At 66.5% G+C, this 23,207-nt stretch carries 19 protein-coding genes; 12 read left to right on the forward strand and 7 right to left on the reverse strand.

The window, feature by feature from the left end:
- Positions 1 to 27: 27 nt before the first annotated feature.
- Positions 28 to 2,040 carry a M3 family metallopeptidase gene (locus ACFWIX_RS10745; protein ID WP_377216102.1) on the reverse strand — a complete coding sequence of 671 codons (2,013 nt, stop codon included), beginning with the start codon at positions 2,038 to 2,040 and terminating at the stop codon, positions 28 to 30.
- 125 nt (positions 2,041 to 2,165) lie between these two features.
- On the opposite strand from ACFWIX_RS10745, the gene ACFWIX_RS10750 reads away from it, so the two are divergent.
- Positions 2,166 to 3,389, forward strand: coding sequence for a CapA family protein (locus ACFWIX_RS10750; RefSeq protein WP_377216103.1), 1,224 nt, complete (start codon positions 2,166 to 2,168; stop codon positions 3,387 to 3,389).
- Between the two features lie 31 nt (positions 3,390 to 3,420).
- Here the strand turns inward: ACFWIX_RS10750 and ACFWIX_RS10755 are convergent, their stop codons facing one another.
- The gene (locus ACFWIX_RS10755; RefSeq protein WP_377216104.1) at positions 3,421 to 4,176 is read right to left on the reverse strand and encodes a type 1 glutamine amidotransferase; all 756 of its coding nucleotides are present in this window, start codon (positions 4,174 to 4,176) and stop codon (positions 3,421 to 3,423) included.
- Positions 4,173 to 5,465, reverse strand: coding sequence for a MurT ligase domain-containing protein (locus ACFWIX_RS10760; protein ID WP_377216105.1), 1,293 nt, complete (start codon positions 5,463 to 5,465; stop codon positions 4,173 to 4,175). Before ACFWIX_RS10760 ends, ACFWIX_RS10755 begins: the two co-directional genes overlap by 4 nt.
- A gap of 90 nt (positions 5,466 to 5,555) precedes the next feature.
- Here ACFWIX_RS10760 and pdxT point away from each other — a divergent pair, with 90 nt between their 5' ends.
- The 9 genes from pdxT (at position 5,556) to ACFWIX_RS10805 (ending at position 15,401) form a co-directional block, all read left to right on the forward strand.
- Positions 5,556 to 6,266 (forward strand): pyridoxal 5'-phosphate synthase glutaminase subunit PdxT, encoded by a 711-nt coding sequence (gene pdxT / locus ACFWIX_RS10765; RefSeq protein WP_377216106.1) that lies wholly within the window; start codon positions 5,556 to 5,558, stop codon positions 6,264 to 6,266.
- Between the two features lie 3 nt (positions 6,267 to 6,269).
- The gene (locus tag ACFWIX_RS10770) at positions 6,270 to 7,025 is read left to right on the forward strand and encodes a YebC/PmpR family DNA-binding transcriptional regulator (protein WP_377216107.1); all 756 of its coding nucleotides are present in this window, start codon (positions 6,270 to 6,272) and stop codon (positions 7,023 to 7,025) included.
- Between the two features lie 10 nt (positions 7,026 to 7,035).
- Positions 7,036 to 7,614 carry a crossover junction endodeoxyribonuclease RuvC gene (gene ruvC / locus ACFWIX_RS10775; protein ID WP_377216108.1) on the forward strand — a complete coding sequence of 193 codons (579 nt, stop codon included), beginning with the start codon at positions 7,036 to 7,038 and terminating at the stop codon, positions 7,612 to 7,614.
- Between the two features lie 89 nt (positions 7,615 to 7,703).
- Positions 7,704 to 8,348 (forward strand): Holliday junction branch migration protein RuvA, encoded by a 645-nt coding sequence (ruvA, locus tag ACFWIX_RS10780; protein ID WP_377216109.1) that lies wholly within the window; start codon positions 7,704 to 7,706, stop codon positions 8,346 to 8,348.
- Complete coding sequence (ruvB, locus tag ACFWIX_RS10785) at positions 8,341 to 9,426, forward strand: Holliday junction branch migration DNA helicase RuvB (protein ID WP_377216110.1); 1,086 nt, start codon at positions 8,341 to 8,343, stop codon at positions 9,424 to 9,426. Before ruvA ends, ruvB begins: the two co-directional genes overlap by 8 nt.
- Positions 9,427 to 9,563: 137 nt before the next feature.
- A complete protein-coding gene (gene yajC / locus ACFWIX_RS10790; protein WP_377216111.1) occupies positions 9,564 to 10,010 on the forward strand; it encodes a preprotein translocase subunit YajC in 447 nt (148 codons plus the stop codon).
- A 97-nt stretch (positions 10,011 to 10,107) separates the two neighbouring features.
- Positions 10,108 to 11,865, forward strand: a complete 1,758-nt coding sequence (secD, locus tag ACFWIX_RS10795; protein WP_377216112.1) for a protein translocase subunit SecD — start codon at positions 10,108 to 10,110, stop codon at positions 11,863 to 11,865.
- Positions 11,865 to 12,881, forward strand: coding sequence for a protein translocase subunit SecF (gene secF / locus ACFWIX_RS10800; protein WP_377216113.1), 1,017 nt, complete (start codon positions 11,865 to 11,867; stop codon positions 12,879 to 12,881). Before secD ends, secF begins: the two co-directional genes overlap by 1 nt.
- A 129-nt stretch (positions 12,882 to 13,010) precedes the next feature.
- On the forward strand, positions 13,011 to 15,401 hold the full coding sequence (locus tag ACFWIX_RS10805; protein WP_377216192.1) for a RelA/SpoT family protein: 2,391 nt from the start codon (positions 13,011 to 13,013) through the stop codon (positions 15,399 to 15,401).
- On the opposite strand, the gene ACFWIX_RS10810 is transcribed toward ACFWIX_RS10805, so the two are convergent.
- The 3 genes from ACFWIX_RS10810 to ACFWIX_RS10820 form a co-directional block, all read right to left on the reverse strand.
- Positions 15,282 to 15,920 (reverse strand): type IV toxin-antitoxin system AbiEi family antitoxin, encoded by a 639-nt coding sequence (locus ACFWIX_RS10810; RefSeq protein WP_377216114.1) that lies wholly within the window; start codon positions 15,918 to 15,920, stop codon positions 15,282 to 15,284. The two genes, ACFWIX_RS10805 and ACFWIX_RS10810, sit on opposite strands and share 120 nt — an antisense overlap.
- A gap of 211 nt (positions 15,921 to 16,131) precedes the next feature.
- Positions 16,132 to 17,577: a DUF349 domain-containing protein gene (locus ACFWIX_RS10815; protein ID WP_377216115.1), complete on the reverse strand. Its 1,446-nt coding sequence runs from the start codon at positions 17,575 to 17,577 to the stop codon at positions 16,132 to 16,134.
- 66 nt (positions 17,578 to 17,643) lie between these two features.
- On the reverse strand, positions 17,644 to 18,450 hold the full coding sequence (locus ACFWIX_RS10820) for a peptidylprolyl isomerase (RefSeq protein WP_377216116.1): 807 nt from the start codon (positions 18,448 to 18,450) through the stop codon (positions 17,644 to 17,646).
- Between the two features lie 216 nt (positions 18,451 to 18,666).
- Here ACFWIX_RS10820 and hisS point away from each other — a divergent pair, with 216 nt between their 5' ends.
- Positions 18,667 to 20,034: a histidine--tRNA ligase gene (hisS, locus tag ACFWIX_RS10825; RefSeq protein ID WP_377216117.1), complete on the forward strand. Its 1,368-nt coding sequence runs from the start codon at positions 18,667 to 18,669 to the stop codon at positions 20,032 to 20,034.
- 2 nt (positions 20,035 to 20,036) lie between these two features.
- Here hisS and ACFWIX_RS10830 read toward each other — a convergent pair whose 3' ends face one another.
- A complete protein-coding gene (locus ACFWIX_RS10830; RefSeq protein ID WP_377216118.1) occupies positions 20,037 to 21,296 on the reverse strand; it encodes an APC family permease in 1,260 nt (419 codons plus the stop codon).
- 105 nt (positions 21,297 to 21,401) lie between these two features.
- Here ACFWIX_RS10830 and aspS point away from each other — a divergent pair, with 105 nt between their 5' ends.
- On the forward strand, positions 21,402 to 23,192 hold the full coding sequence (aspS, locus tag ACFWIX_RS10835) for an aspartate--tRNA ligase (protein ID WP_377216119.1): 1,791 nt from the start codon (positions 21,402 to 21,404) through the stop codon (positions 23,190 to 23,192).
- Positions 23,193 to 23,207: the final 15 nt, after the last annotated feature.

Below are 23,207 nucleotides of genomic sequence, written 5' to 3' on the forward strand. Positions count from 1 at the left end.
TGTACTCAGTCAGTTGGGTGGGGGCACCTACTCCAGGCCGCGGCGCTTCAGGAGGGGCTCCAGTGCCGCCTCGCGCCCGCGCAGGATCCGGAATGACTCAAGCGGGTCGCGGCTGTTGCCCCGGGAGAGCAGCTCCGTCCGGAAACGTTCCCCGTTCGCGCGGGTCAGGCCACCCTGTTCGGTGAACCAGTCCACCGTCTCAGCGTCCAGAACTTCGCTCCAGATGTACGAGTAATATCCTGCCGCGTAGCCGGCGCCCGCGAAAATGTGCTGGAAATACCCCGTCCGGTAGCGCGGAGGAACCAGCGGGTGGGCGATTCCCGCGGCGGCAAGGGCCCTGACCTCAAACTCCAGGGCGTCGTCGGGGATGTCGCCGGGCTCCAGGGTATGCCAGGCCAGGTCAAGCAGGGCGGCGCCCAAGTACTCGGTGGTGGCAAACCCTTCGCCCCAGAGCCGGGAGCCTTCCAGCCGGTCCACGATGTCCTGGGAAAGCGGCTCGCCGGTTTCATAGTGCCGGGCGTAATTGGCGAGGACCTCAGGCCACATGATCCACATTTCGTTGACCTGGGACGGGTACTCCACGAAGTCCCGCGGAACGTTGGTGCCGGAGAACTTCGGATACGTGACGTCGGAGAACAGTCCGTGCAGAGCATGGCCGAACTCATGGAAAACGGTCCGTAGCTCGTCGAGCGTCAGCAGCGTGGGTTCGCCTGCAGGCGGCTTGGAAATGTTCAGGGTGTTGATCACCACCGGCCGGGCGGTCAGGAGCGCCGACTGGTCCACGAGGTTGTTCATCCAGGCGCCGCCGCGCTTGGACTCGCGCTGATAGTAATCACCCAGGAACAGGCCAAGACCGCTGCCGTCCGCGTTGCGCACCTCCCAGACGCGGACATCCGGGTGGTAGCCGGCAAGGTCATTGCGCTCATGGAACGTGATGCCGTACAGGGACGTGGCCGCGAAGAAGATGCCGTCCGTCAGGACCCGTTCCAGCTCGAAGTACGGGCGGAGGGCCTGCTCGTCCACCTGGTATCGTTCCCGGCGGACCTTTGCGGAGTAGTAGGCCCAATCCCAGGGCTCCAGCGGGTGGCCGGCCGTTTCTGCCAGGGCGCGGGCTTCGGCGTCCGCGTTCCGCACGGCTGCGGGTGCGAGCCGGTTCAGCATGGCCTGCACAGCTTCGAAGGAGGGCGCCGTCTGCAGGTCCACCACCAGCTCGGCGTAGTTGGCGAACCCCAGAAGAGCCGCCTTTTCCGCGCGCAGGCCTGCCATGGTCCGGGCAAGCCCGGTGACGTCCAGGGAGTCCCTGCCAGAGCCGCGCCCCACCGACGCCTCGAACAGCCGGCGGCGGACGTCCCGGTTTTCCAGTGCGGCGAGGGCTGGCTGGTTCCCCGGCAGGATAAGCGTGAGCAGGAATTTGCCGTCGTGCCCCGCGGCGCGCGCGGCTTCGGCAGTCGCGGCCACCTCGTCCCCGGCCAGCCCCGCCAGCTCCGTCCGGTCTTCGATGAGCAAGGCCGCCGACTTCATCCCCTCCTTCACCCGCTGGCCAAAATCCGTGCCCAGCCGCGCAAGTTCGGAGTTGATGGCGCGCAGGCGTTCCTGGCCGGCAGCGTCCAATTGGATGCCGGACTGGCGGAACTCCTTGAGGTACTCCTCGACCAGACGGGCATCTTCTGCATCGCACCCCCTGGCGTCGAGGGCCGCGAAACGCTCGTACAGGCCCCGGTTCAGGAAGATTTCGTCCTGGTGCGCGGAGAACCGCGGAGCCAGCTTCGTCTCGAGGGCCTGGATCTCCTCCGACGCGTCGGCGGAGACCAGCGTGAAGAACGACGCCGATGCCCGGCTAAGGAGCCGGCCGGCACGCTCCATCTCCACGGCAGTGTTCTGGAACGTGGGGGCAGCAGGGTTGTCCGTAATTGCCCGGATCTCCGCCAGGTGCTCACCGAGGCCGGCCCCGATGGCCTCCTCGAAATGGGCGGGGGCGATCGCGGCGAACGGCGGAAGTCCGTACGGCAGCGGGCTTGGCGCCAGAAGGGGGTTTGTCATGAGGCAAACCTTTCACAACGGCCAGCTTCACAACTTGAGCCACGCCATGGCCCGGTCCCTAGAATGGTCCTGTGGCGACCATAACCGGCAGGGGACGGGTTCGTTTTCGAGGCGCCGCCTCCGCCATGGCACTGACTATTGCGCTGTCCGTGACGGGAGTGCTCGGGGGATGTGGCCTGGTCGCTGAACAGGACGGGTTCCCGCCGCCGTCTGCGGCAACCGGCCCCGGAAGCAGCCGGGACGGAAGCCCCGCCCCTACCTCCCCCTCGACCCCCACGCCGGTCCCGACGCCCGGTAAAGGTCCGGCCTGCCCGGTGCTCCGGTGTATTTCCGTGCTGGTCACCGGCGACATGCTCGTGCATGCCCAGCTATGGCAGCAGGCGCAACAGGACGCGGCGGCTTCGGGCAGGCCAGGACTGGATTTCGTTCCCCTCCTGGAAGGGCAGCGCAGGTACATCCGCAACAGCGACCTGGCCATCTGTCACCAGGAAACCCCAGTGGCGGGCCCGGAGGGGCCTTTCTCGGCGTATCCTTCCTTCAACGTGCCGCCGCAGATCATCACAGCATCCAAGGCAGTGGGCTACGATGCCTGCACGACGGGCAGCAACCACACCATTGATCGCGGCACGGATGGACTTGTGCGCACCCTGGATCAGTTGGATGCTGCAGGCCTGAAGCACACGGGTTCGTATCGGACTGAAGCGGAGGCCCAAGGGGTGCTGGTCATGCAGACCGCGGCCGCGAAGGTCGCGTTAATCCAAGCCACCTACGGCCTTAACGGACTGCTTCCGGACTATTCCTGGCAGGTGGACATGCTTGACGCGCCGAGGATGATTGACAAAGCAGAGAAGGCCCGGGCTCTCGGGGCGGACATCGTGCTGGCGGCGATCCACGCCGGAGATGAATATGCCAGCGAACCCAACACCCAGCAGCAGGAAGTTGCGCACGCCCTCGTGGACAGCGGTCAGTTCAACTTCGTCTACGGGCACCACACGCACTCGGTGCTCCCCATCGAGCGCTATAAGGGCACTTGGATCGTCTATGGACTGGGCAACGGCGTTACCGAGCTCTCACCGTGGTACGTGGTCAACAATGAGGGCCTCCTGGTGCGCGTTCAGTTCGGCCAGGACGCTTCCGGCAAGTGGTCCGCCACGGACCTTGCCTGGGTGCCCTCCGTCATCATCCGGGATCCCTACCGATGGTGCTCCCTGGCAGCGGACACGCCGCAGGGATCCTGCGCCGGACCGGACGCCGACGCCGCCAGCAGGGCGCGAACTTTGCGGGTCGTCGATTCCCTGGGCGCCTCGGCCGCAGGTGGCCACGAACTGCTCATCACAAAAGAGCCATGACCTGGCAGTGAACCCGTGGTGCCCGGTCTGGCTACCGGGGCCGGCGCGCCGCGTGCTGCCGGGCCAGCTCGGCAAAGTGGTCGTCCGGCTCCCCGGGCGCGAACGTGCCGAACTTCCTCTCGGCCGCTGTGCGGATCAGGAAGTCGGCGATCGCGGGGTTTTTCGGCAGCAGCGACCCATGCAGGTAGCTGGCCACGACGTTCCGGTAGCGGGCACCTTCGTGGCCGTCACTGCTGTTGTTACCCCTCCCCTTGGCAACCGTGCCCAGCGGACGCACGCCCGGACCCAGGGTGGTCTGGCCGCTGTGATTCTCGTAGCCGAGTACTTCGCCGAATTCAGGCGTGGCCACTTTGACGTTGCCGATCAGGCGTTCGTCCGTGCCGCGCGTTTCCACGTCAAGGATTCCGATGCCGGGAATCTCCGTGCCTGTGTGGGTTTTGAAGAAGCGGCCGAAGAGCTGGTAGAGGCCGCAGATCACCAGCATGGGCATGCCTTCCTCAGCCAGGGCCGTTAGGACCGGTGCGCGGGTCTGCAGGTCGTCCTGAATGATCAGCTGGCCGCTGTCCTGTCCGCCACCGCCCACCAGGATGTCGGCGTCCTCGGGCCAGTCGTCGCCCACGTTGTACTCAAGGAGTTCCGGGGTATAGCCGTGCCAGGCGATGCGCCGCTGGAGAACCAGTGCGTTGCCCCAGTCGCCGTAGATGTTCATGTCCCGCGGGTACAGCTGCACCACACGGATTGTCCCTTTGCTGGCCCGGGCGGGCGTTGTTGCTTCTGCCGGGTTCACGAGACAACCTCCACGGTGGTGATTTTGGACAGCTCGCGCCGGATGGCCAGCATGGCCGTGTAGGTGCAGAAAATCCGCTTGGGCTTGCCTTGAGCTTCCCTGATGAACGCCGCGAGGGCAGGGGCGATCTCCGGCTCCACGGAACCCACCGGCACTTCGTCGTACTGCAGGCGAAGCGCCATGTCGTAGGCACGTGAACCGGTCAGTTGGTCGACGCCGCCGTCCCGGAGGGACTCGAATTCGACGTCCCACAGCCAGGACATGTCGCGGCCGTCGGCGTAGTTGTCATTGATGGCCACCATGGTGGCGTAGCCCGAGGCCGGGAAGGACTTCAGTCCCAGCCGGAAGCCGCTCGGGTTCTTCACCAGCACCAGGTCCAGCGGCTGGCCGTCCACGGTCAGGCTCTCGCCCCGTCCGAATGCCGGCGCCACGTTGGAGAGCGCGGCCAGCAGCGCGTCATTGTCGGCGGCTGCGGCGCCGCTGCCGCAGATGCTGCGCGCCAGGGTCAGCGCGGCTGCTGCATTAAAAATGTTGTAGACGCCGCGGAGCTTCATCCCGGTAGTGACCGTTTCGCCGTCGTACTCAAAACTGGCGCTGTCCGCGCCCACAGAGCGGAGTACGACGTCGGCCGCCGGCTTTTCCGGCAGGCCCGCCGGGGCGGGGCTGCCGGGAGCTGCGCGCATGTCGTCGTCGTTGGGAAAGGTCCCGAGCAGCGAGTCGTCGAGCCCGAAGTACCTGACGTCCTGGCCGGTGAGGGTGTCCGCGATCCGGGCCACGCGCGGGTCTTCGCGGTTCAGAACCACGGTGCCGGTGGTCTTGGCCGCGATGTGCTGGAGCAGCTGTGCCGTCTTGTCGATTTCGCCGAAGCGGTCAAGCTGGTCACGCAGGACGTTCAGCAGCAGGCAGTAACGCGGCGGGACGCTGTTGACGAAGTGCACGGCATGGGCCTCGTCCAGCTCAAGGACAGCGATGTCCGCATCCAGCCGGCCGCGCCAGTCCACCTCGCCAAGCAGGGCGGCCGCCACGCCGCGGGTGAAATTGCTGCCGGTGCGGTTGGTGAACACCTTCAGCCCCTGGCTTTCGAGCAGTTCCACCACCATCTTGGTGGTGGTGGTCTTGCCGTTGGTGCCGCTGACCACAGCCACCCCGTGGGGAAGGTTAGCCAGCGTCCGCCGCATGAAACCGGGGTCGATTTTCTCGACCACCAGGCCGGGCAGGGCGGAACCGCCGCCCCGAAGCCGGGACAACCGGCGGACCAGCTTGCCGAGCGGAACACTGAAGTAGAACATGGTTCGAATATATCCCAGCAGGGGCATGCATCCGGCCCTGCCCTGAGGCCCAAGGGCCGGAGAAACCGCCCCGGCCCGTATGCTGGATGGATGACAACTTCCCTTTCCGCTGCTCCCGCACGCCCTGGATCCGGGCTGCGGATTGGCGTCCTGGCGCTCCAGGGCGATTTCCGCGAGCACCTCCGCGCCGCTGCTGACAGCGGTGCCGAGGCCGTGGCCGTGCGCCGGCCCCAGGAGCTGGACGGCCTGGACGGCCTGATCATTCCCGGCGGGGAATCCACCGCCATCGACAAGCTCGCCCGCGCATTTGAGCTGGCCGCTCCGCTGCGCGAGCGCATTGCCGGCGGCCTGCCGGTCTACGGCTCCTGCGCCGGGATGATCCTGCTGGCGTCGGACATTGCCGACCCAGCCACCGACCTCTCCGGTGCGCCGCAGCAGACCTTTGGCGGCCTTGACATCACGGTGCGCCGGAACGCCTTCGGCCGGCAGCGGGAGTCCTTCGAAACGGACCTGGACTTCAAGGGCCTGGAGTTCAGCGCGACCGCCGACGAAGTGGCGCCCGTGCATGCCGTCTTCATCCGCGGGCCCTGGGTGGAGCGTGTCGGGCAGGACGTCGAGGTGCTGGCCCAGGTGGAGCCTGCCGACCCGGAACACGCCTCCCACGCGGCTCCGCTGCCCGGGACGGCTAGAATTGTGGCAGTGCGTTCGGGCCAGCTGCTGGCCACCTCCTTCCATCCGGAAGTGACCGGCGAAAAACGCATCCACGAACTTTTTATCCGCATGATCAGAGGAGAAGCGTAAAGCATGTCAGGCCACTCCAAATGGGCAACGACCAAGCACAAAAAGGCGATCATTGACAGCCGCCGCGCAAAGTCGTTCGCCAAGCTGATCAAGAACATCGAAGTCGCCGCGCGCATGGGCGGTCCGGACCTTGCAGGCAACCCCGGCCTGGAGCTGGCCGTCACCAAGGCCAAGAAAACCTCGGTCCCCAACGACAACATCGACCGTGCCATCAAGCGCGGCGCCGGCCTTACCGGCGAAGTGGTGGACTACACCGAGATCATGTATGAAGCACGCGGCCCGCAGGGTTCAGCGCTCCTGATCGAGTGCCTCACCGACAACAAGAACCGGGCCGCCTCCGAGGTCCGCCTGGCGATTTCCCGCAACGGCGGCACTATCGCCGATCCCGGATCCGTCAGCTACCTCTTCACCCGCAAGGGCGTCGTCAACCTGCCCAAGAACGGCCTGACCGAGGATGACGTCCTGATGGCCGTGCTGGATGCCGGGGCTGAAGAAGTCAAGGATAACGGCGAGACCTTCGAGATCCACTCGGAGCCCGGCGACCTCCCCGCCATCCGCGAGGCACTCAAGGAAGCCGGCATCGAATACGACACCGATGAAGTGGAATTCGTTCCCTCCATGCAGGTGGAACTGGATGTGGACGGCGCGCGGAAGTTCCTTAGGCTCGCGGACGCACTGGAAGACCTCGACGACGTCCAGAACGTGTACAGCAACGCCGACCTCAGCGACGAAGTCCAGGCCGCCCTGGAATCCGAGTGACGGAACGCCCGTGACGCTCCGCGTCCTGGGCGTTGACCCGGGCCTGACCCGCTGCGGCATTGGCGTCGTGGACGTGGAACGGAACCGGCGCGCCACCATGGTGGCCGTCGGCGTCGTCGGCACCGCGCCGGACGAAACGCTGGATCAGCGGCTGCTGGTCATCGACGCTGCCATCGACGAATGGCTGGACCGCTACGAACCCCAGGTCCTCGCCGTCGAACGTGTTTTCTCCCAGCTCAACGTCAGCACGGTGATGGGGGTGGCGCAGGCGTCCGGCGTGGTCATTGCCGCAGCCGCGCGCCGCGGCATCCCCGTGGCGCTGCACACGCCGTCGGAAGTCAAGGCCGCTGTCACCGGCAGCGGGTCCTCGAACAAGGAAGCGGTGACCAAGCTCGTCACCAAGATCCTCCGGCTGGACGCCCCACCCCGACCTGCCGACGCCGCCGACGCCCTCGCCTTGGCCATCACCCACGCCTGGCGCGCGGGCAGCGGTGCCGCCGTGGCCACCACCGGCCCCGGGAGTTCGTCCCTGACCCCGGCGCAGCGTGCGTGGGCCGATGCCGAGGCCAAGGCGCGCCGCGCACGCTGAATCTCCGGCTGCCTTGCTAGGGTATTCGTAGATATGTTCGGATAGCCGGTCCTCCGTCAGGGAGCCGGCCGCACACCAGGAGCCAGGCCTTGATCAGTTTCCTCCGCGGAACAGTGGCGCACGTGGGCCTGTCCACGGCCGTCATCGACCTCAACGGCGCAGGGATGAGCGTCAACGCCACGCCGCAGACCCTCGGCGGGCTGCGCGTCGGCGAGGAAGGCCAGCTGTTCACTTCCCTGATCGTGCGGGAGGATTCGCTCACCCTTTTCGGTTTTGCGTCCGACGACGAACGGGAAGTTTTCGACGTTCTGCTCAGTGTGAGCGGGGTTGGGCCGCGCCTGGCCCTGGCAGTCCTCGCCGTCCACGAGCCCGAGGCCATCCGGGTGGCCGCACACAGCGGCGACAGCAAGACATTCACCAAGGTCCCGGGAATTGGGCCCAAGGTGGCCGGACGTATCGTCCTTGAACTGGCTGGAAAGCTGGTGCCGCACGGCACGGCCGGGACAGCTGCCGCTCCGACGGCCGCCGAAGCATCCTGGAAACCCCAGGTGGTTGCCGCCATGACCAGCCTGGGCTGGTCCGAGAAGGACGCGTCGGGCAGCATCGACAAGGCGCTGGCCGAAGAACCGGAGGTTTCGTTCCGCGGCAACGTCCCCGAAATCCTGCGCACCACCCTCCGGTGGCTCGGCCAGGACGGGGCGCGTGCCGGCAACCGCGTAGGCAGCCGTGGCTGAACCGTCCCTGGTGGCTGCCGGGGAGGAGCCGGAAGAGCGGGCGATCGAGGCCGCTCTCCGGCCCAAGAACCTGGACGATTTTGTGGGCCAGCACCGCGTGCGCAAACAGCTGTCGCTGGTGCTGCAGGCCTCCCGGATGCGCGGACGCAGCGCAGACCATGTGCTGTTCTCCGGCCCGCCCGGCCTCGGCAAGACCACCCTGGCGATGATTGTCGCCGCCGAAATGAATGCACCCCTGCGCATCAGCAGCGGCCCGGCCATCCAGCACGCCGGCGACCTGGCCGCCATTCTCTCCTCCCTGTCCGAGGGGGAGGTGCTGTTCCTCGACGAAGTCCACCGGATGTCCCGGCCCGCCGAGGAAATGCTCTACATGGCCATGGAGGACTTCCGGGTGGACATCGTGGTGGGCAAGGGCGCCGGCGCCACAGCCATTCCCCTCGAGCTGCCTCCGTTCACCCTGGTCGGCGCCACCACCCGCGCCGGCCTGCTGCCGGGTCCGCTGCGCGACAGGTTCGGGTTCACCGGCCACCTGGAGTTCTATTCGGTGCCGGAGCTGGAACTCGTGCTTCGCCGCTCCGCGGGACTGCTCGACCTGAAGGTCAACTCCGCCGGCTTCAGCGAGATCGCCGGCCGGTCCCGGGGTACGCCCCGTATCGCCAACCGCCTCCTGCGCCGCGTGCGGGACTGGGCCCTGGTCCACGGCGTTGAACAGATCGATGCCCGCTCTGCGTCTGCCGCGCTGGATATGTACGAGGTGGACAAGAAGGGCCTGGACCGCCTGGACCGCGCGGTCCTCGATGCCCTGATCACCAAGTTCGGGGGCGGCCCGGTGGGCCTGTCCACCCTGGCCATCGCCGTCGGCGAAGAAACCGAAACCGTGGAAACGGTGGCCGAACCGTTCCTGGTCCGCGAAGGACTGCTGGGCCGGACGCCGCGGGGCAGGATCGCCATGGCCGCTGCCTGGACCCACCTGGGCTACGCCGTCCCGCCGGGACGCTTCGGCCAGGAGCAGCTGGAACTCTTCGAACCGAACGGGAGCGACGCCGCGGCGGAGGACTGGGCCACGGAGGGCCAATAGGGCTTACCTCCAGCTTTCCCTTTAGACTGGTATGACGCTCGGCACGTTTCGGGTCTCATCCGGCTGCCGCCGCCACCTGCGGGCCACGCCGGAGTCATCATCAGGCTAGTAAAAGAATGGATTTTCCCTTGGACCCAATGTCAATTCTCCTGTTCGTCATGCTCGGCGTCTTCATTTTTATGATGTTCCGCCGCAACAAGAAGGCGCAGCAGCAGCAGGCGGAACTCCAGTCGAAGTTCGGGCCCGGCGTTGAGGTCATGACCAGCTTCGGGCTGTTCGGGCACATCGTGGCCATCGATGATGCAGAGAACAAAGTGACCCTCGAGCTGTCTCCCGGTAACCTCGCCACCGTGCACCGCCAGGCTGTCACCAAGATCGTCGAACCGACCACCGCCGCAGAGCCCGTTGCCGCCGCTGAGCCCACCGTGGGTGCTGAGTCGTCCGTGACCCCCGTCCCCAACGACGCGTCCTCCCTTACGGAGACAGAGTCCCGCACGACGGCGGCCCCGCTGAACCCTTCAGCCGTGGAGACTCCGGAGGAAACCCTCAAGCGCCTGAACGACGAGGGCAAGAAGGACAACTAGTCCACCGCCCGGCACCACCTCTGCCGCTGCGGTTCGCCGCCGGTGCACACCCCGGCAGGCACCGGCGGTTCTTCCGTGAATGAGAGAAAGATCGACAATGGCACGAACTGGCCCTAAGAAACCAGGACTTCGGGTCCTGGTGTGGCTCGGCGTCATCATCGCCGCGCTGACCGCTGTCCTGGCCGGCGGCACAATGTCCGGGCAGGCCAGCTGGGCGCCCAAGCTGGCCCTTGACCTGGAAGGCGGAACCCAGATGATCCTGGCGCCCCGGGTCGAGGGCGGTTCTGACATCAACGAGGAACAGCTGAACCAGGCCGTTGCGATTATCCGCCAGCGCGTGGACGGCTCCGGCGTGGCCGAAGCTGAAATCAGCACGCAGTCCGGCCGGAACGTCGTGGTCAGCCTGCCGGGCACGCCCTCATCGGAGACCCGTGAACTGATCCAGGCCTCCGCGGACATGAACTTCCGGCCTGTGCTCCTCAACGGGGACGGCGCCGCCGTGCCCGAAGAGTCCCGGACACCCGCGGACCAGCTTCCCAAGCCCACGGCTGAGCCGGCGAACAGCAGCGACACCAACTGGATCACCGCCGAGGTCTACCAGCAGTTCGAGGCGCTCGACTGCAACAGCCCGGAAGCCGAAAAGGCGGAGCGGTCCGACCCCGCCAAGCCCCTGGTAACGTGTGAACCGGCCACGGAGACCACGCCGGCGATCAAGTACATCCTCGGCCCGGTGGAGGTCAAGGGCAGCAACATCGTCAGCTCCTCTTTCCAGCTGCAGGCCGGCGCCCAGGGCGCCGTCACCAACCAGTGGGCCGTCAACATCCAGTTCGACGGCGAGGGCACCGAAAAGTTCAAGGCCGTCACCGAACGCCTGAACCAGTTCTACGTGGCAGCCGGCGGCGAGTCCGGCACCGACCCGAAGGCGCAGTTCGCCATTGTCCTGGACGACCAGGTCATCTCCGCACCCCGGGCGCTGGCCGTAATTACGGACGGCCGTCCGCAGATCACCGGCGGTTTCACCGAGCAGACTGCCAAGGCGCTCTCCGACCAGCTCCGCTTCGGCGCGCTGCCCATCAGCTTCGAGATCCAGAGCGAGCAGCAGATCTCCGCAACCCTTGGCGGGGAGCAGCTCCGCATGGGTCTCCTTGCCGGCCTTATCGGCCTGCTGCTGGTGGTGGTGTACTCCCTGTTCCAGTACCGGGCCCTGGGCTTCGTGACCATCGCCTCGCTGGCCGTCGCCGGTGTCCTGACCTACCTGGCCATCGCCATCCTGGGCTGGACGGAGAACTACCGACTGTCCCTCGCCGGCGTGGCGGGCATCATCGTGGCCATCGGCCAGACGGCCGACTCGTTCATCGTGTACTTCGAACGCATCCGCGATGAGCTGCGCGACGGGCGTGGCCTGGTCTCCGCCGTCGAAAACGGCTGGAAGCGCGCCAAGCGGACTGTCCTCGCCTCCAAGGCAGTCAACCTTCTTGCCGCACTGGTGCTCTACTTCGTCGCGGTGGGCAACGTCCGTGGCTTCGCCTTCACCCTCGGCCTGACGGCGATTGCCGACCTGATTGTCGTGTTCATGTTTACCCACCCGACCCTGCAGCTCCTGGCCCGCACCAGGTTCTTCGGTGAGGGCCACAAGCTGTCCGGACTCGACCCGGAGCGGCTTGGCGCCGTCCCGCTGTACCGGGGCGCCGGCCGCCTGCGCACGCCGGAGTCCCGGCCCGTGGTCGCCCGCGCCAAGAACACCGGCGCCGCGGCTGAAGCGGAGCGCCGGATGACCATCGCCGAGCGCCGCATGGCGGAAAAGCAGGAGCAGCTCGCAGGCTCTGCGAAGTCCGCCGCGAAGGAGACCAAATAATGCCCAGTTTCGCCACCTTCGGCAACGAGCTTTACACCGGTAAGCGCTCCTACAACTTCGTTGACAGCAAGAAAATCTGGTTCCTCATCGCGGCCGTGGCGGTCGCCTTGTCCATCATCATCCCGGTCGCCAAGGGCGGGTTCAACCTCGGGATCGAGTTCCGGGGCGGCTCCGAGTTCACCGTCTCAAACGTCCAGACCAAGGATGCCGCGGTGGGTGAAAAGGCGGTCACGGACGTAGTTCCCGGCAGTGTCCCGCGCGTGGCCAACGTGGCCGGCACCACCATGCGGATCCAGACGGACAAGCTGACCGACGACGAGACCCTCCGCATCAAGGAAGGCCTCACCACCGCCTACGGCGTGACCGATAACGAGGTAACATCAACGTTCGTGGGCCCCACCTGGGGCGCGGATGTCACGAAGCAGGCCCTGATCGGCCTGGTCATCTTCGTGATTTTGGCAGCAGTGCTCATGGCGCTGTACTTCCGGACCTGGAAGATGTCCCTATCGGCGATCGCCGGCATGGCCGTGACCATGTTTATCACCGCAGGGGTGTATGCGCTCAGCGACTTCGAAGTGACGCCCTCGGCCATCATCGGCTTCCTGACCGTGCTCAGCTACTCGCTGTACGACACTGTGGTGGTCTTCGACAAGATTCGCGAAAATACCGCAGAAATCGACACTTCCACGCGGAGGACCTTCGGCGAGGAGGTCAACCTGGCCGTGAACCAGACCCTGGTGCGCTCCATCAACACCATGATGGTGGCAATCCTGCCGGTCGGCGCCATCCTGTTCATCGGGGCCGGCCTCCTCGGGGCCGGTACGCTGCGGGATCTGTCGCTGGCACTGTTCGTGGGCATCCTCATCGGCACTGCGGCGACGATCTTCGTGGCCGCTCCGATGTACGCCTGGCTGCGCGAACGCGAACCAAACCTGGTCAGGCAGGCCAAGCGGGTGGCCCAGCGCCGCGCCGGCTCGGCGGACCGTTCCGCTGCCGCGGAGCCTGCAGGGACCTGACCCTTGCGCACGGCCCGGGCCGGTGTTTCACTGACGCCGCCCGGGCCGTGCGGCGTTTAACGGCCGGTTACGGATGTCTCCGCCGTGAGGAATAGACTGAAGTAATTAAACGTGGTGAGGGGTACTTCATTGGAAGAACGTTCGTCGTCGGCGCCAACGGCCCAGGGCGGCCAGGGTCCTGCCGGTCCGCAGACCGGTGCGGCCGGGCCTGCGCGTCCCGGACCGTTCGTGCCGGTGGACAACTCCGGGCAGCGGCCCACTTTCCCGGGCCGCCGGGAGCGGACCCGGTCACGCCTTGCGCGGCTCACCGGACGCAGCACCGCCACGTACTCTCCCATCCTGGAACCCTTGCTGCGCACGGTCCGTGCAAACAACCCCAAAGAGGATTTCGACCTCATCCAGCGTGCCTTCGACGTCGCGGAACGCAGCCACCGCGGGCAAAAGCGCAAGAGCGGCGACCCCTACATCACGCACCCGGTGGCGGTCGCCACCATCCTGGCCGAACTGGGGCTCTCCGGAACCACTCTGGCAGCCGCACTCCTGCACGACACGGTGGAGGATACGTCCTATACGCTCGCTGACCTCAAACGGGATTTCGGACCAGAGGTTGCCATGCTGGTGGACGGCGTCACCAAGCTGGACAAAGTCAGCTTCGGCGAAGCCGCGCAGTCCGAAACCGTACGCAAAATGGTCGTGGCCATGGCCAAGGACATCCGGGTCCTGATGATCAAACTCGCGGACAGGCTGCACAATGCCCGCACGTGGCGCTTCGTCTCCGCTGAGTCCTCGGCCCGGAAGGCTCGGGAGACTCTCGAAATCTTTGCGCCGCTGGCCCACCGGCTCGGCATGAACACCATCAAGTGGGAGCTGGAGGATCTTTCCTTCGCTGCGCTCTACCCCAAGGTGTACGAGGAGATCGTCCGGATGGTGGGGGACCGCACTCCGGAACGGGAAAAGAGCCTCGGCGTCATTCGCGACCAGATCGCTGAAGACCTGCGCGCTGCCCGGATCAAGGCAACCATCACCGGCCGGCCCAAGCACTACTACTCCATCTACCAAAAGATGGTGGTGCGGGACAAGGATTTCGACGACATCAACGACCTCATGGGCGTGAGGGTGTTGGTGGACTCAGTCCGTGACTGCTACGCGGCGCTTGGAACCATGCATTCGCGCTGGAACCCGCTGCCCGGCAGGTTCAAGGATTACATCGCGATGCCGAAGTTCAACATGTACCAGTCACTGCACACCACAGTGATCGGACCGGGCGGCAAGCCGGTGGAGATCCAGATTCGTACGCATGAGATGCACCGCCGCGCAGAGTACGGTGTGGCCGCCCACTGGAAGTACAAGGACCAGCCCAATCGCACAGCCGTCGGCCCCGGAAGTCCCCGCGACGGCGACATGGGCTGGCTGCGCTCCCTCGTGGACTGGCAGCAGGAGACCTCCGACCCAGGTGAGTTCCTGGACTCGCTGCGCTTCGAGATCAACGCCCGCGAAGTCTTCGTGTTCACTCCCAAGGGTGAGGTCATGGCCCTCCCGGCCGGTTCCACCCCCGTGGATTTCGCCTACGCAGTGCATACGGAAGTGGGCCACCGCACCATCGGTGCGCGGGTCAACGGGAAACTGGTCCCGCTGAACAGCGAGCTCAACCACGGCGACTGGGTGGAAATCTTCACCTCGAAGGCCGAGGGCGCAGGCCCCAGCCAGGACTGGCAGCACTTCGTCAAGAGCGCACGTGCACGGAACAAGATCCGCCAGTGGTTCAGCAAGGAACGCCGCGAGGAAGCGATCGACCGCGGCAAGGAACTCCTGACCCGGGCCATGCGGAAGCAGAACCTGCCGCTGCAGCGCCTGATGACCCACGAGGCCCTGGCCGCGGTGGCCGAAGAGTTCAAGTACGTCGACATCTCCGGGCTCTACGCCGGCGTCGGTGACGGGCATACCTCGGCACAGTCCGTCATGGAGAAGCTCGTCGAAAGCCTGGGCGGCAACGAAAGCCCCGACGACGACATTACCGAAGTCAGTGTTCCCACCCATGTCAGCAAGGCCAAGTTCTCCGACTCCGGCGTGGTGGTTCGCGGCGTGGGCGATGTCTGGGTCAAGCTGGCGCGGTGCTGCACCCCGGTTCCGCCGGATCCGATCCTGGGCTTCGTGACCAGGGGCTCCGGCGTGTCGGTGCACCGCACCGACTGCACCAACATCTCGGACCTCAAGGACCAGCCGGACCGCATCGTGGACGTGGACTGGGCACCCACGCAGTCCAGCGTGTTCCTGGTGGAGATCCAGGTCGAAGCGCTGGACCGCAAGTCCCTCCTGTCAGACGTCACCAGGGTCCTCTCCGAGAACCATGTGAACATCCTGGCCGCCAGCGTCCACACCTCGACGGACCGCGTGGCCATCTCAAAGTTTGCCTTCGAGATGGGCGACCCCAAGTACCTCAGCCACGTCCTGAGCGCCGTGCGCCGGATCGACGGTGTCTTCGACGTCTACCGCACCACTGGTAACAAGCGGAGGAGCTAACCGGGCGAGCTTGTCCAGGGCGGCGAGTTTGTGGGGTACCCGCGGGGTTGCCTCGATGGCCAGCACCAGCAGCCGAAGCCGGACGTCCTGCTGCGGCCGGGCCAGGAGACTTGCCAAGGCGGGAAGCGCCAGCCTGGCTTCCACGTGGAGGGCGATGTCCAGGGCGGTCCGCAGGGGACTTGAGACCATAAGCCCGCCCAGGCTAACCACGTCCATCGGTCCCAGCCTGACCTCGTGCAGCGTGCAGCCGCGGGTGTTGCGCAGGCCGGAGACGCGGCGCTTGGCGTCCACCAGCAGCGCCAGCCTGTCCGGTTCCGCGGCGCAGCCGTAGATCCAGGCCGCCGTCATCCGCCCCGCAACCACCCGCTGGCGCACCTGCGGCGGGACGGAGCCCGCCGCAGCCCGGGCCCGGAGCTGGGCCGAGTGCCTGGCGTCAGGCAGGGTGAAGCCGTTCTGGTGCAGCCGGGTGAGCACGCCGTCCGCTGCCAGGGACTGGAGCTCCGGCGGGCTGAAGGGCATTCCGGGAGCGTACAATTCCGGAAAGCGCTGTACCGGCGGCTCGGCGGCCGGAAGCGTTTCCGTGCGGGCTCCTGCAGATGGAGGGAGCGGACGGTGTGCCATCCCCCCATCCTGCCGCGGAAGCTTCAACAGCGTCAGGCCCGGTTCCGGTTATGTGGATAACCGGAACCGGGCCTGCCGGAGGTCCTCCCGCACCAGGGAGGAAAGGACGTCAGGCCAGTTCGCTGGCCGAGCGCTGAATCTGGTCGAGCCAGGCCTGGCGGGCTTCGAGCGCCTCGCGGGCAGCGGCGATCTTCCGCTGATCCCCGGTCTTCTCCGCAGCCACCAAATCCTCCTGGAGTCCTGCGATGGCTGATTCGAGCTGGGACAGGGCGCTGTTGGTGCGTGCCTTGCGTTCAGGGTTGGAACGCTGCCACTGCTCGTCCTCGGCCTGCTTGACGGCGTCCTCCACCTTCCGCAGCCCGGCTTCGATCCGGCCCATGTCCGCCCGGGGTACCTTGCCGGCTTCTTCCCAGCGGTCCCGCACGGACTGCAGTGCCTTCTTGGCAGCGGCCAGGTCCTTGACCGGGAGGATGGCGTTGGCCTCGGCCAGCAGCGCTTCCTTCACGGTGAGGTTCGCGGCGTATTCCTGGTCGATTTCGTCGTTGGCGGCCTGGCGCGAGGTGAAGAACACATCCTGCGCGGCTCGGAACCGTGCCCACAAGGCGTCATCATCCTTGCGGCTGGCACGCGGCGAGGCCTTCCACTGGTCCATGAGCCGGCGGTACTCGCCGGCGGCAAAGCCCCAGTCCGTAGATGAGGACAGTGCCTCGGCTTCGGCGATCAGCTTCTCCTTGGCGGCCTTGGCAGCGGAGTTGTTGCTGTCCAGCTGGGAGAAGTAGGCCCGGCGGTGCCGGTCGAACACGGTGCGGGCGGCGCGGAACCTCTTCCACAGCGCATCTTCGTTGCTGCGGCCCAGACGGACGCCGCTCTTCTGGGCGGCCTTCCAGTTCTCGAACAGCTCGTTCATTCGGGCGCTCGAGGTCTTCCACTGCGTCTGGGCCGGGTCCTGGCCGGAGATCTGCTCGGCCTCGGCCACGATCGCCTCGCGGGCAGCCAGCTCCGACGCGCGGACGGCGTCATGCTCGGCCTTTTCAGCTTGCTCCAGCTCAGTGATCTGGCCTTCGAGCTTGTCCAGGCGCGCTTCTGCCGCGCGGAGGTCACCCACCATGTTCCGCTCTGCGAGCTGTTCACGCAGGTGGCTAACGGTCTTCTGCATGTCGGTGCTGGGGGCCTTGGAGCCAACGCGCTGTTCCAGCAGCACGATCTGCGCGACGACGTCGTCATACTTCCGTGCGAAGTAGGCCAGAGCTTCCTCATCACTCACGCCGGGGTACTGGCCCACGGGATGCTCGCCGCCGTCGATGGTCAGGAAGACGTGCCCGTCGCCTTCAACGCGGCCCCACTTGGCGGCCTCTTCCGGCGAAGTGGCCGGAGGCGCCTGGACCGGGGCGGCGGCAGGAGCTGCGGCAGCGGGCTTGGGCCGGGAGGCGAAAGCCTTGGGTGAGGGCGCTGCGGGCCGGGGCACCGGGGACGGAGCGGGTGCTGGAGCCGCAGGGGCCGCCGCCCCTTCGGACGCGTCTGTTGCTGTTTCGTCGGATTTCTGACTGTCTGTCACCGCTAAAAGTCTTTCGCTTGGAGGGAAATACTCACGTACTGCACCGTAGCCGCTCGGCCAGGCTTCCTACTTCAGAGAAAACGAGTCTATCGTGACTGGTTCCACAGGTGCGCCGTCTGTTGCACTGCCGCCCGGCGTGATTCCAGCGGCCGCAATATTGGCGACCGTATCCAGCCCGGAGGTCACCCTGCCCACCACGGTGTAACCGCCTGCACTGTCTGCAGGAATGACCGTGTCTTTGTAAACGATAAAGAACTGGGTGCCATTGCCGTACGTGTTGTTTCCGCTGCGTGCCACGGCGATGGTGCCTGCCGGGTAGGCATTGTCCCCCGGCGTGTTTTCCAGGGGACCCCATCTGTAGCCGGCATCGCCTTCACCGGTGCCGTCGGACGACCCGCACTGAAGTAGCGCAAACGACTCGCCGGTGGTCAACCGGTGGCAGGTTTTGCCGGAATAGAACCCTTCATCGCTGAGGGACTTGAAGACGGCAGCGGCCTGCGGCGCCTTGGTGCCGTCCAGTTCAACGCCGAGCGCAGTTCCGTTCAGGACGAGCTCGCCGGTGAAGGTCTTGCCGGCAGCCGTGTCGGCGGCGGGGATGTTGGCAGCGTTCGTGGCCTGGACAGAGGGATCGGCGGAGGCAGACGGCCCGGCAAGGTCGGCCTGCGCGGCGGCGAATTCTTCCTCCGTGGGGTTACCGGCGAAGGCCGTGAGCTGGAGGGCGACGGCGAGCACGACGGCCGCCGTGCCGGCGCCGGCGGCGATGACATTGTCGCGTTTGCGCCGCTTTTCCTGGTCCCTCCGCAGCTCACGCTTGGCTTCCATCTGCTGGATGCGCCGTTTTGTCTCGCGCGCGCTGCGTGAACTGGCCGCCAAGGGTCCTCCTCGTAGTAGTGCTGCGCGCCCGCCGTTCCGGCCGCCCGCAGTTCCCTGTCCAGCCAGCGCACATGCCTGCCGTATTAGAGATGCCGGCTGAAGGCGCATAAACTGACTGCCGCACATAGTTTATGCATGACTGGCTGGACAGCTCCGCCGCGGACCGTTTTCGGAGGCCGGCAGTGTCCCGGCAGCCTTCACCAAGAGGAGAACTCCATGGCACGCAGCGCCTCCCTGTCCGGATTCCCTGAGTGGCTTCCCGAGGAGCGGCTGGTGGAGCTGCACGTCCTGGACACGCTGCGCCGGGTATTCGAACTGCACGGCTTCAGTTCAATCGAGACGCGCGCAGTGGAAACCGTCGGGCAGCTCCTGCGCAAGGGCGAGATTGACAAAGAGGTGTACGGCCTCAGCCGCCTGCAGGAGGATGAGAGCGACAACCCCGTTAAAGGGGGCAAGGCGGACCCGCATGCCCTGGCCCTGCACTTCGACCTCACGGTGCCTTTTGCACGCTACGTCGTGGAGAACGCCGGCTACCTCGCGTTCCCGTTCCGGCGCTACCAGATCCAGAAGGTGTGGCGCGGTGAGCGCCCCCAGGAGGGACGGGCCCGGGAATTCACGCAGGCGGACATCGATGTAGTGGGCGACGGCGACCTTCCCTTTCGTTATGACGTTGAGATCGCACTGGTCATCGCAGAGGCCCTCAGCGCGCTGCCCATTCCCGACTTCCGCCTGCGGATCAACAACCGCAAGCTGGCCGAGGGCTTCTACCGCGGTATCGGGCTGACGGATACGGCAGGGGTGCTGCGGAGCATCGACAAGCTGGAAAAGGTGGGGCCGGCCAAGGTTGCCGAGCTGCTGCGGGAAGAGCTGGGAGCCACCATGGAGCAGGCGGAGAAGGCCCTGCAGTTGGCTGGTATCCGTACCGAAGACACGTCCTTCGTGGCGCAGGTGCGCGCCCTGGGCGTCACCAATGAGCTCCTGGAGGAAGGCCTGTCCGAGCTCGAACAGGTCATCACCGCCGCCGTGCAGCGCGCGCCGGGCAAAGTCCTGGCCGACCTCAGCATCGCCCGCGGCCTGGACTACTACACGGGCACCGTGGTGGAAACCGTCCTGGTGGGTCACGAGCAGCTGGGCTCGATCTGCTCCGGCGGCCGCTACGATGCCCTCGCGTCGAAAGGAAACCGCAAGTTCCCGGGCGTGGGCCTGTCCATCGGCGTCACCCGACTGGTCTCGAGGATCCTCAGCCAGGAACTCGCGAAGGCATCGCGGTCGGTGCCCACAGCAGTGCTGGTGGCGCTGACGCATGATGACAGCTGGGACGCCGCCCAGGACGTCGCGGCGCTGCTGCGCAGCCGCGGCATTCCCACCGAGGTGGCGGCGAAGGCGGAGAAGTTCGGCAAGCAGATCAAGTTCGCGGACCGCCGCGGCATCCCCTTCGTCTGGTTCACGGACGACGATGGCACGCACCAGGTCAAGGACATCCGCACCGGCGAGCAGGTGGCCGCAGCCCCCGAGACCTGGATGCCGCCGTCTGAAGATCTCGCCGTGCAGGTTGCCAGCACCGTCACCGCAGCGGTGGCCTGAAACTAGCGCCGAAAGCGCAGCACCAGCCAGCGGCCGGCCACGCCGCCGGCAAGAACCGCGGCCATGGTTGCCACGGACGCCGGCGGCAGCGTAAAAGCCAGCAGCAGGCAGCCCAGGAACCCGGCAGCGTTCAGCCACTTGGGCGCGAAGCCGGGGTGCGGATGGAGTGTGAACGCGGCGGCGTTGGCGACCGCGTAGTAGACCAGAACGCCGAAGCTGGAGAAGCCCACCACGGTCATGACATCCACGCTGACCAGCAGCAGGATGACGACGGCGGCCACGGCAAGTTCCGCGGCGAAAGGCACCCGGTGGCGTGTCCCCACCCTGGCGAGCGGCGAGGGGAGGTCGCGTTCGCGGGCCATGGCCAGAGTGGTGCGTCCGACGCCGGTGATCAGGGCCAGGAGGGCGCCCAGGCAGGCTGCTGCGGCTCCGGCCTGGACCACGGCAGCGCCGGCGGCAAGGTGTGAGTTCAGCACTGCATCCAGCAGCGGGGTCCGGGACGCCGCCAGCAGGCCGTCGCGGAGGTGGTTCTGCAGGAGCAGTGCCAGCCCCAGGTAGATGGCGAAAGCCGCGGTCAGCGCGGCCAGGATGGCCCGTGGGATGGAACGTGCCGGGTCCTTGACCTCCTCACCCAGCGTGGCGATCCGCGCATAACCGGCGAAAGCGAAGAACATCAGGCCCGCCGCGGTGAGGATACCCCCGGGTGCCGCCGCGCCGCCGTCGTACGATCCCTGCATTACCTCCGCTCCGCCGGAGGGGTGCGGACCGATGACGGCGGCAGCGGCTACGAAGGCGAGGGTGGCCAGCACCACGGCGAGCAGGATGCGGGTCAGCAGCGCGGTGCGGGTGATGCCCAACAGGTTGACCCCGGTAAGCGCAACGACGGCAGCGATGGCCACGGGCACGGCGTACCCGGGCGCCACATAGTTGCCGAACGTCAGCGCCATGGCGGCGCAGGACGCCGTCTTCCCGGTGACGAAGCCCCAGCCGGCAATGAAGCCGGGCCACGGCCCCAGCCGCTCCCGGCCGTAAACGTATGTTCCTCCGCTGGTGGGGTATCGCGCAGCCAATGCCGCGGACGCCACGGCGTTGCAGTAGGCCACGGCCCCTGCCAGGAGCACGGAAACGGCCAGCATGGTGCCGGCCAATGCCGCTGCGGGGCCGAAGACCACGAACACGCCCGCGCCCAGCATGGAGCCAAGGCCGATGATCGTGGCGTCGGCAGTGCCGAGCCTCCGCTGCAGCTGCGGATGTGCGCCCATGCGGGGACCGTGCCTTTCAAGCGGGTAAACTCAGACGGGATCGTTCCTGGACGATCCTATTTAATTTCCACTGATTTCCTGCTGTCGTCTCTAGAAAGGCGTGCTGTGCTGCGCACACATGACCTCGGATCCCTTCGTTCCGAGAACATTGGACAAACCGTAACCCTGGCCGGCTGGGTTGGCCGACGCCGCGATCACGGTGGCGTGGCATTTGTTGATCTCCGTGACGCGTCCGGCGTGGCCCAGGTGGTGGTCCGCGAGGAAGAGGTCTTCCACGGCCTGCGCAACGAGTACGTCCTGCAGGTCACCGGCACCGTCTCCAAACGGCCCGCCGGCAACGAGAACCCCGCACTCGCCACCGGCGACATCGAAGTCATTGCCGAGGACGTCACCGTCCTGAACACCTCGGAAGCGCTGCCGTTCCAGATCGACGAGCACGTGGAGGTGGGGGAGGAAGCGCGCCTCAAGCACCGTTACCTGGACCTCCGCCGTCCGGGCCCGGCACGCAACCTCCGCCTGCGCTCCGAGGCGAACCGGGTGGCCCGCGAACTGCTGCACCAGGACGGCTTCGTGGAGATCGAAACGCCCACGCTGACGCGTTCGACGCCGGAAGGTGCCCGTGACTTTGTGGTTCCGGCACGCCTGGCGCCGGGTTCCTGGTACGCCCTGCCGCAGTCTCCGCAGCTTTTCAAGCAGCTCCTGCAGGTTGGCGGCTTTGAGAAGTATTACCAGATAGCCCGCTGCTACCGTGACGAGGACTTCCGCGCGGACCGCCAGCCCGAGTTCACCCAGCTGGACATCGAGGCGAGTTTCGTGGACCAGGACGACATCATCAGCCTGGGCGAGAACCTGGTCAAAGCGCTCTGGAAGCTGATCGATGTGGAGATTCCCACGCCCATCCAGCGGATCACCTATGCGGACGCCATGGCGCGCTATGGCTCCGACAAGCCGGACCTGCGCTTCGGCCAGGAGCTCACCGAGCTCACGGAGTTCTTCAAAGACACCAACTTCGGCGTGTTCAAGGCCCCTTATGTCGGTGCCGTGGTGATGCCGGGCGGCGCTTCACAGGCGCGCCGCGCACTCGATGCATGGCAGGAATGGGCCAAGCAGCGCGGCGCCAAGGGCCTCGCCTATGTCCTCTACAAGGAGGACGGCGAGCTGGCCGGTCCCGTGGCCAAGAACCTTACGGACGCCGAACGTGCCGGCTTGGCCGAGGCCGTCGGCGCCAAGCCGGGCGACTGCATCTTCTTCGCTGCCGGCGAGAAGACCCCGTCCCGCGCCCTGCTGGGTGCAGCCCGCGTGGAGATCGGCCACCGTACCGGCCTGATCAACCCGGACGACTGGGCCTTCTGCTGGGTGGTGGACGCGCCGATGTTCGAGCCTGCCGCCGCGGCCGTTGCCTCCGGTGACGTTGCCGTCGGCGCCGGCAAGTGGACCGCCGTGCACCACGCGTTCACCTCACCCAAGCCCGAGTTCCTGGACACCTTCGACAAGGACCCGGAGTCTGCGCTGTCCTACGCGTACGACATCGTCTGCAACGGCAACGAAATCGGCGGCGGTTCCATCCGTATCCACCAGCGCGACGTCCAGGAGCGTGTGTTCGAACTCATGGGCCTGGACCGTGCGGACGCCCAGACCAAGTTCGGGTTCCTGCTGGAAGGCTTTAAGTTCGGTGCGCCGCCGCACGGTGGCATCGCTTTCGGCTGGGACCGCGTCGTTGCCCTGCTGGCCGGCGTCGAGTCAATCCGCGACGTCATTGCTTTCCCCAAGACCGGCAATGGCTACGATCCGCTGACCCAGGCTCCGGCTCCCATCACCGCGCAGCAGCGCAAGGAAGCGGGTGTGGACTTCAAGCCCCAGGCCAGGCCCGAGGAAAAGAAGACCGAAGGCAAGTAAGGCCCGTAGACCTTC

The sequence above is a fragment of the Pseudarthrobacter sp. NPDC058362 genome, from assembly GCF_042723515.1.
In the GTDB taxonomy this organism is placed as follows: Bacteria; Actinomycetota; Actinomycetes; order Actinomycetales; family Micrococcaceae; genus Arthrobacter.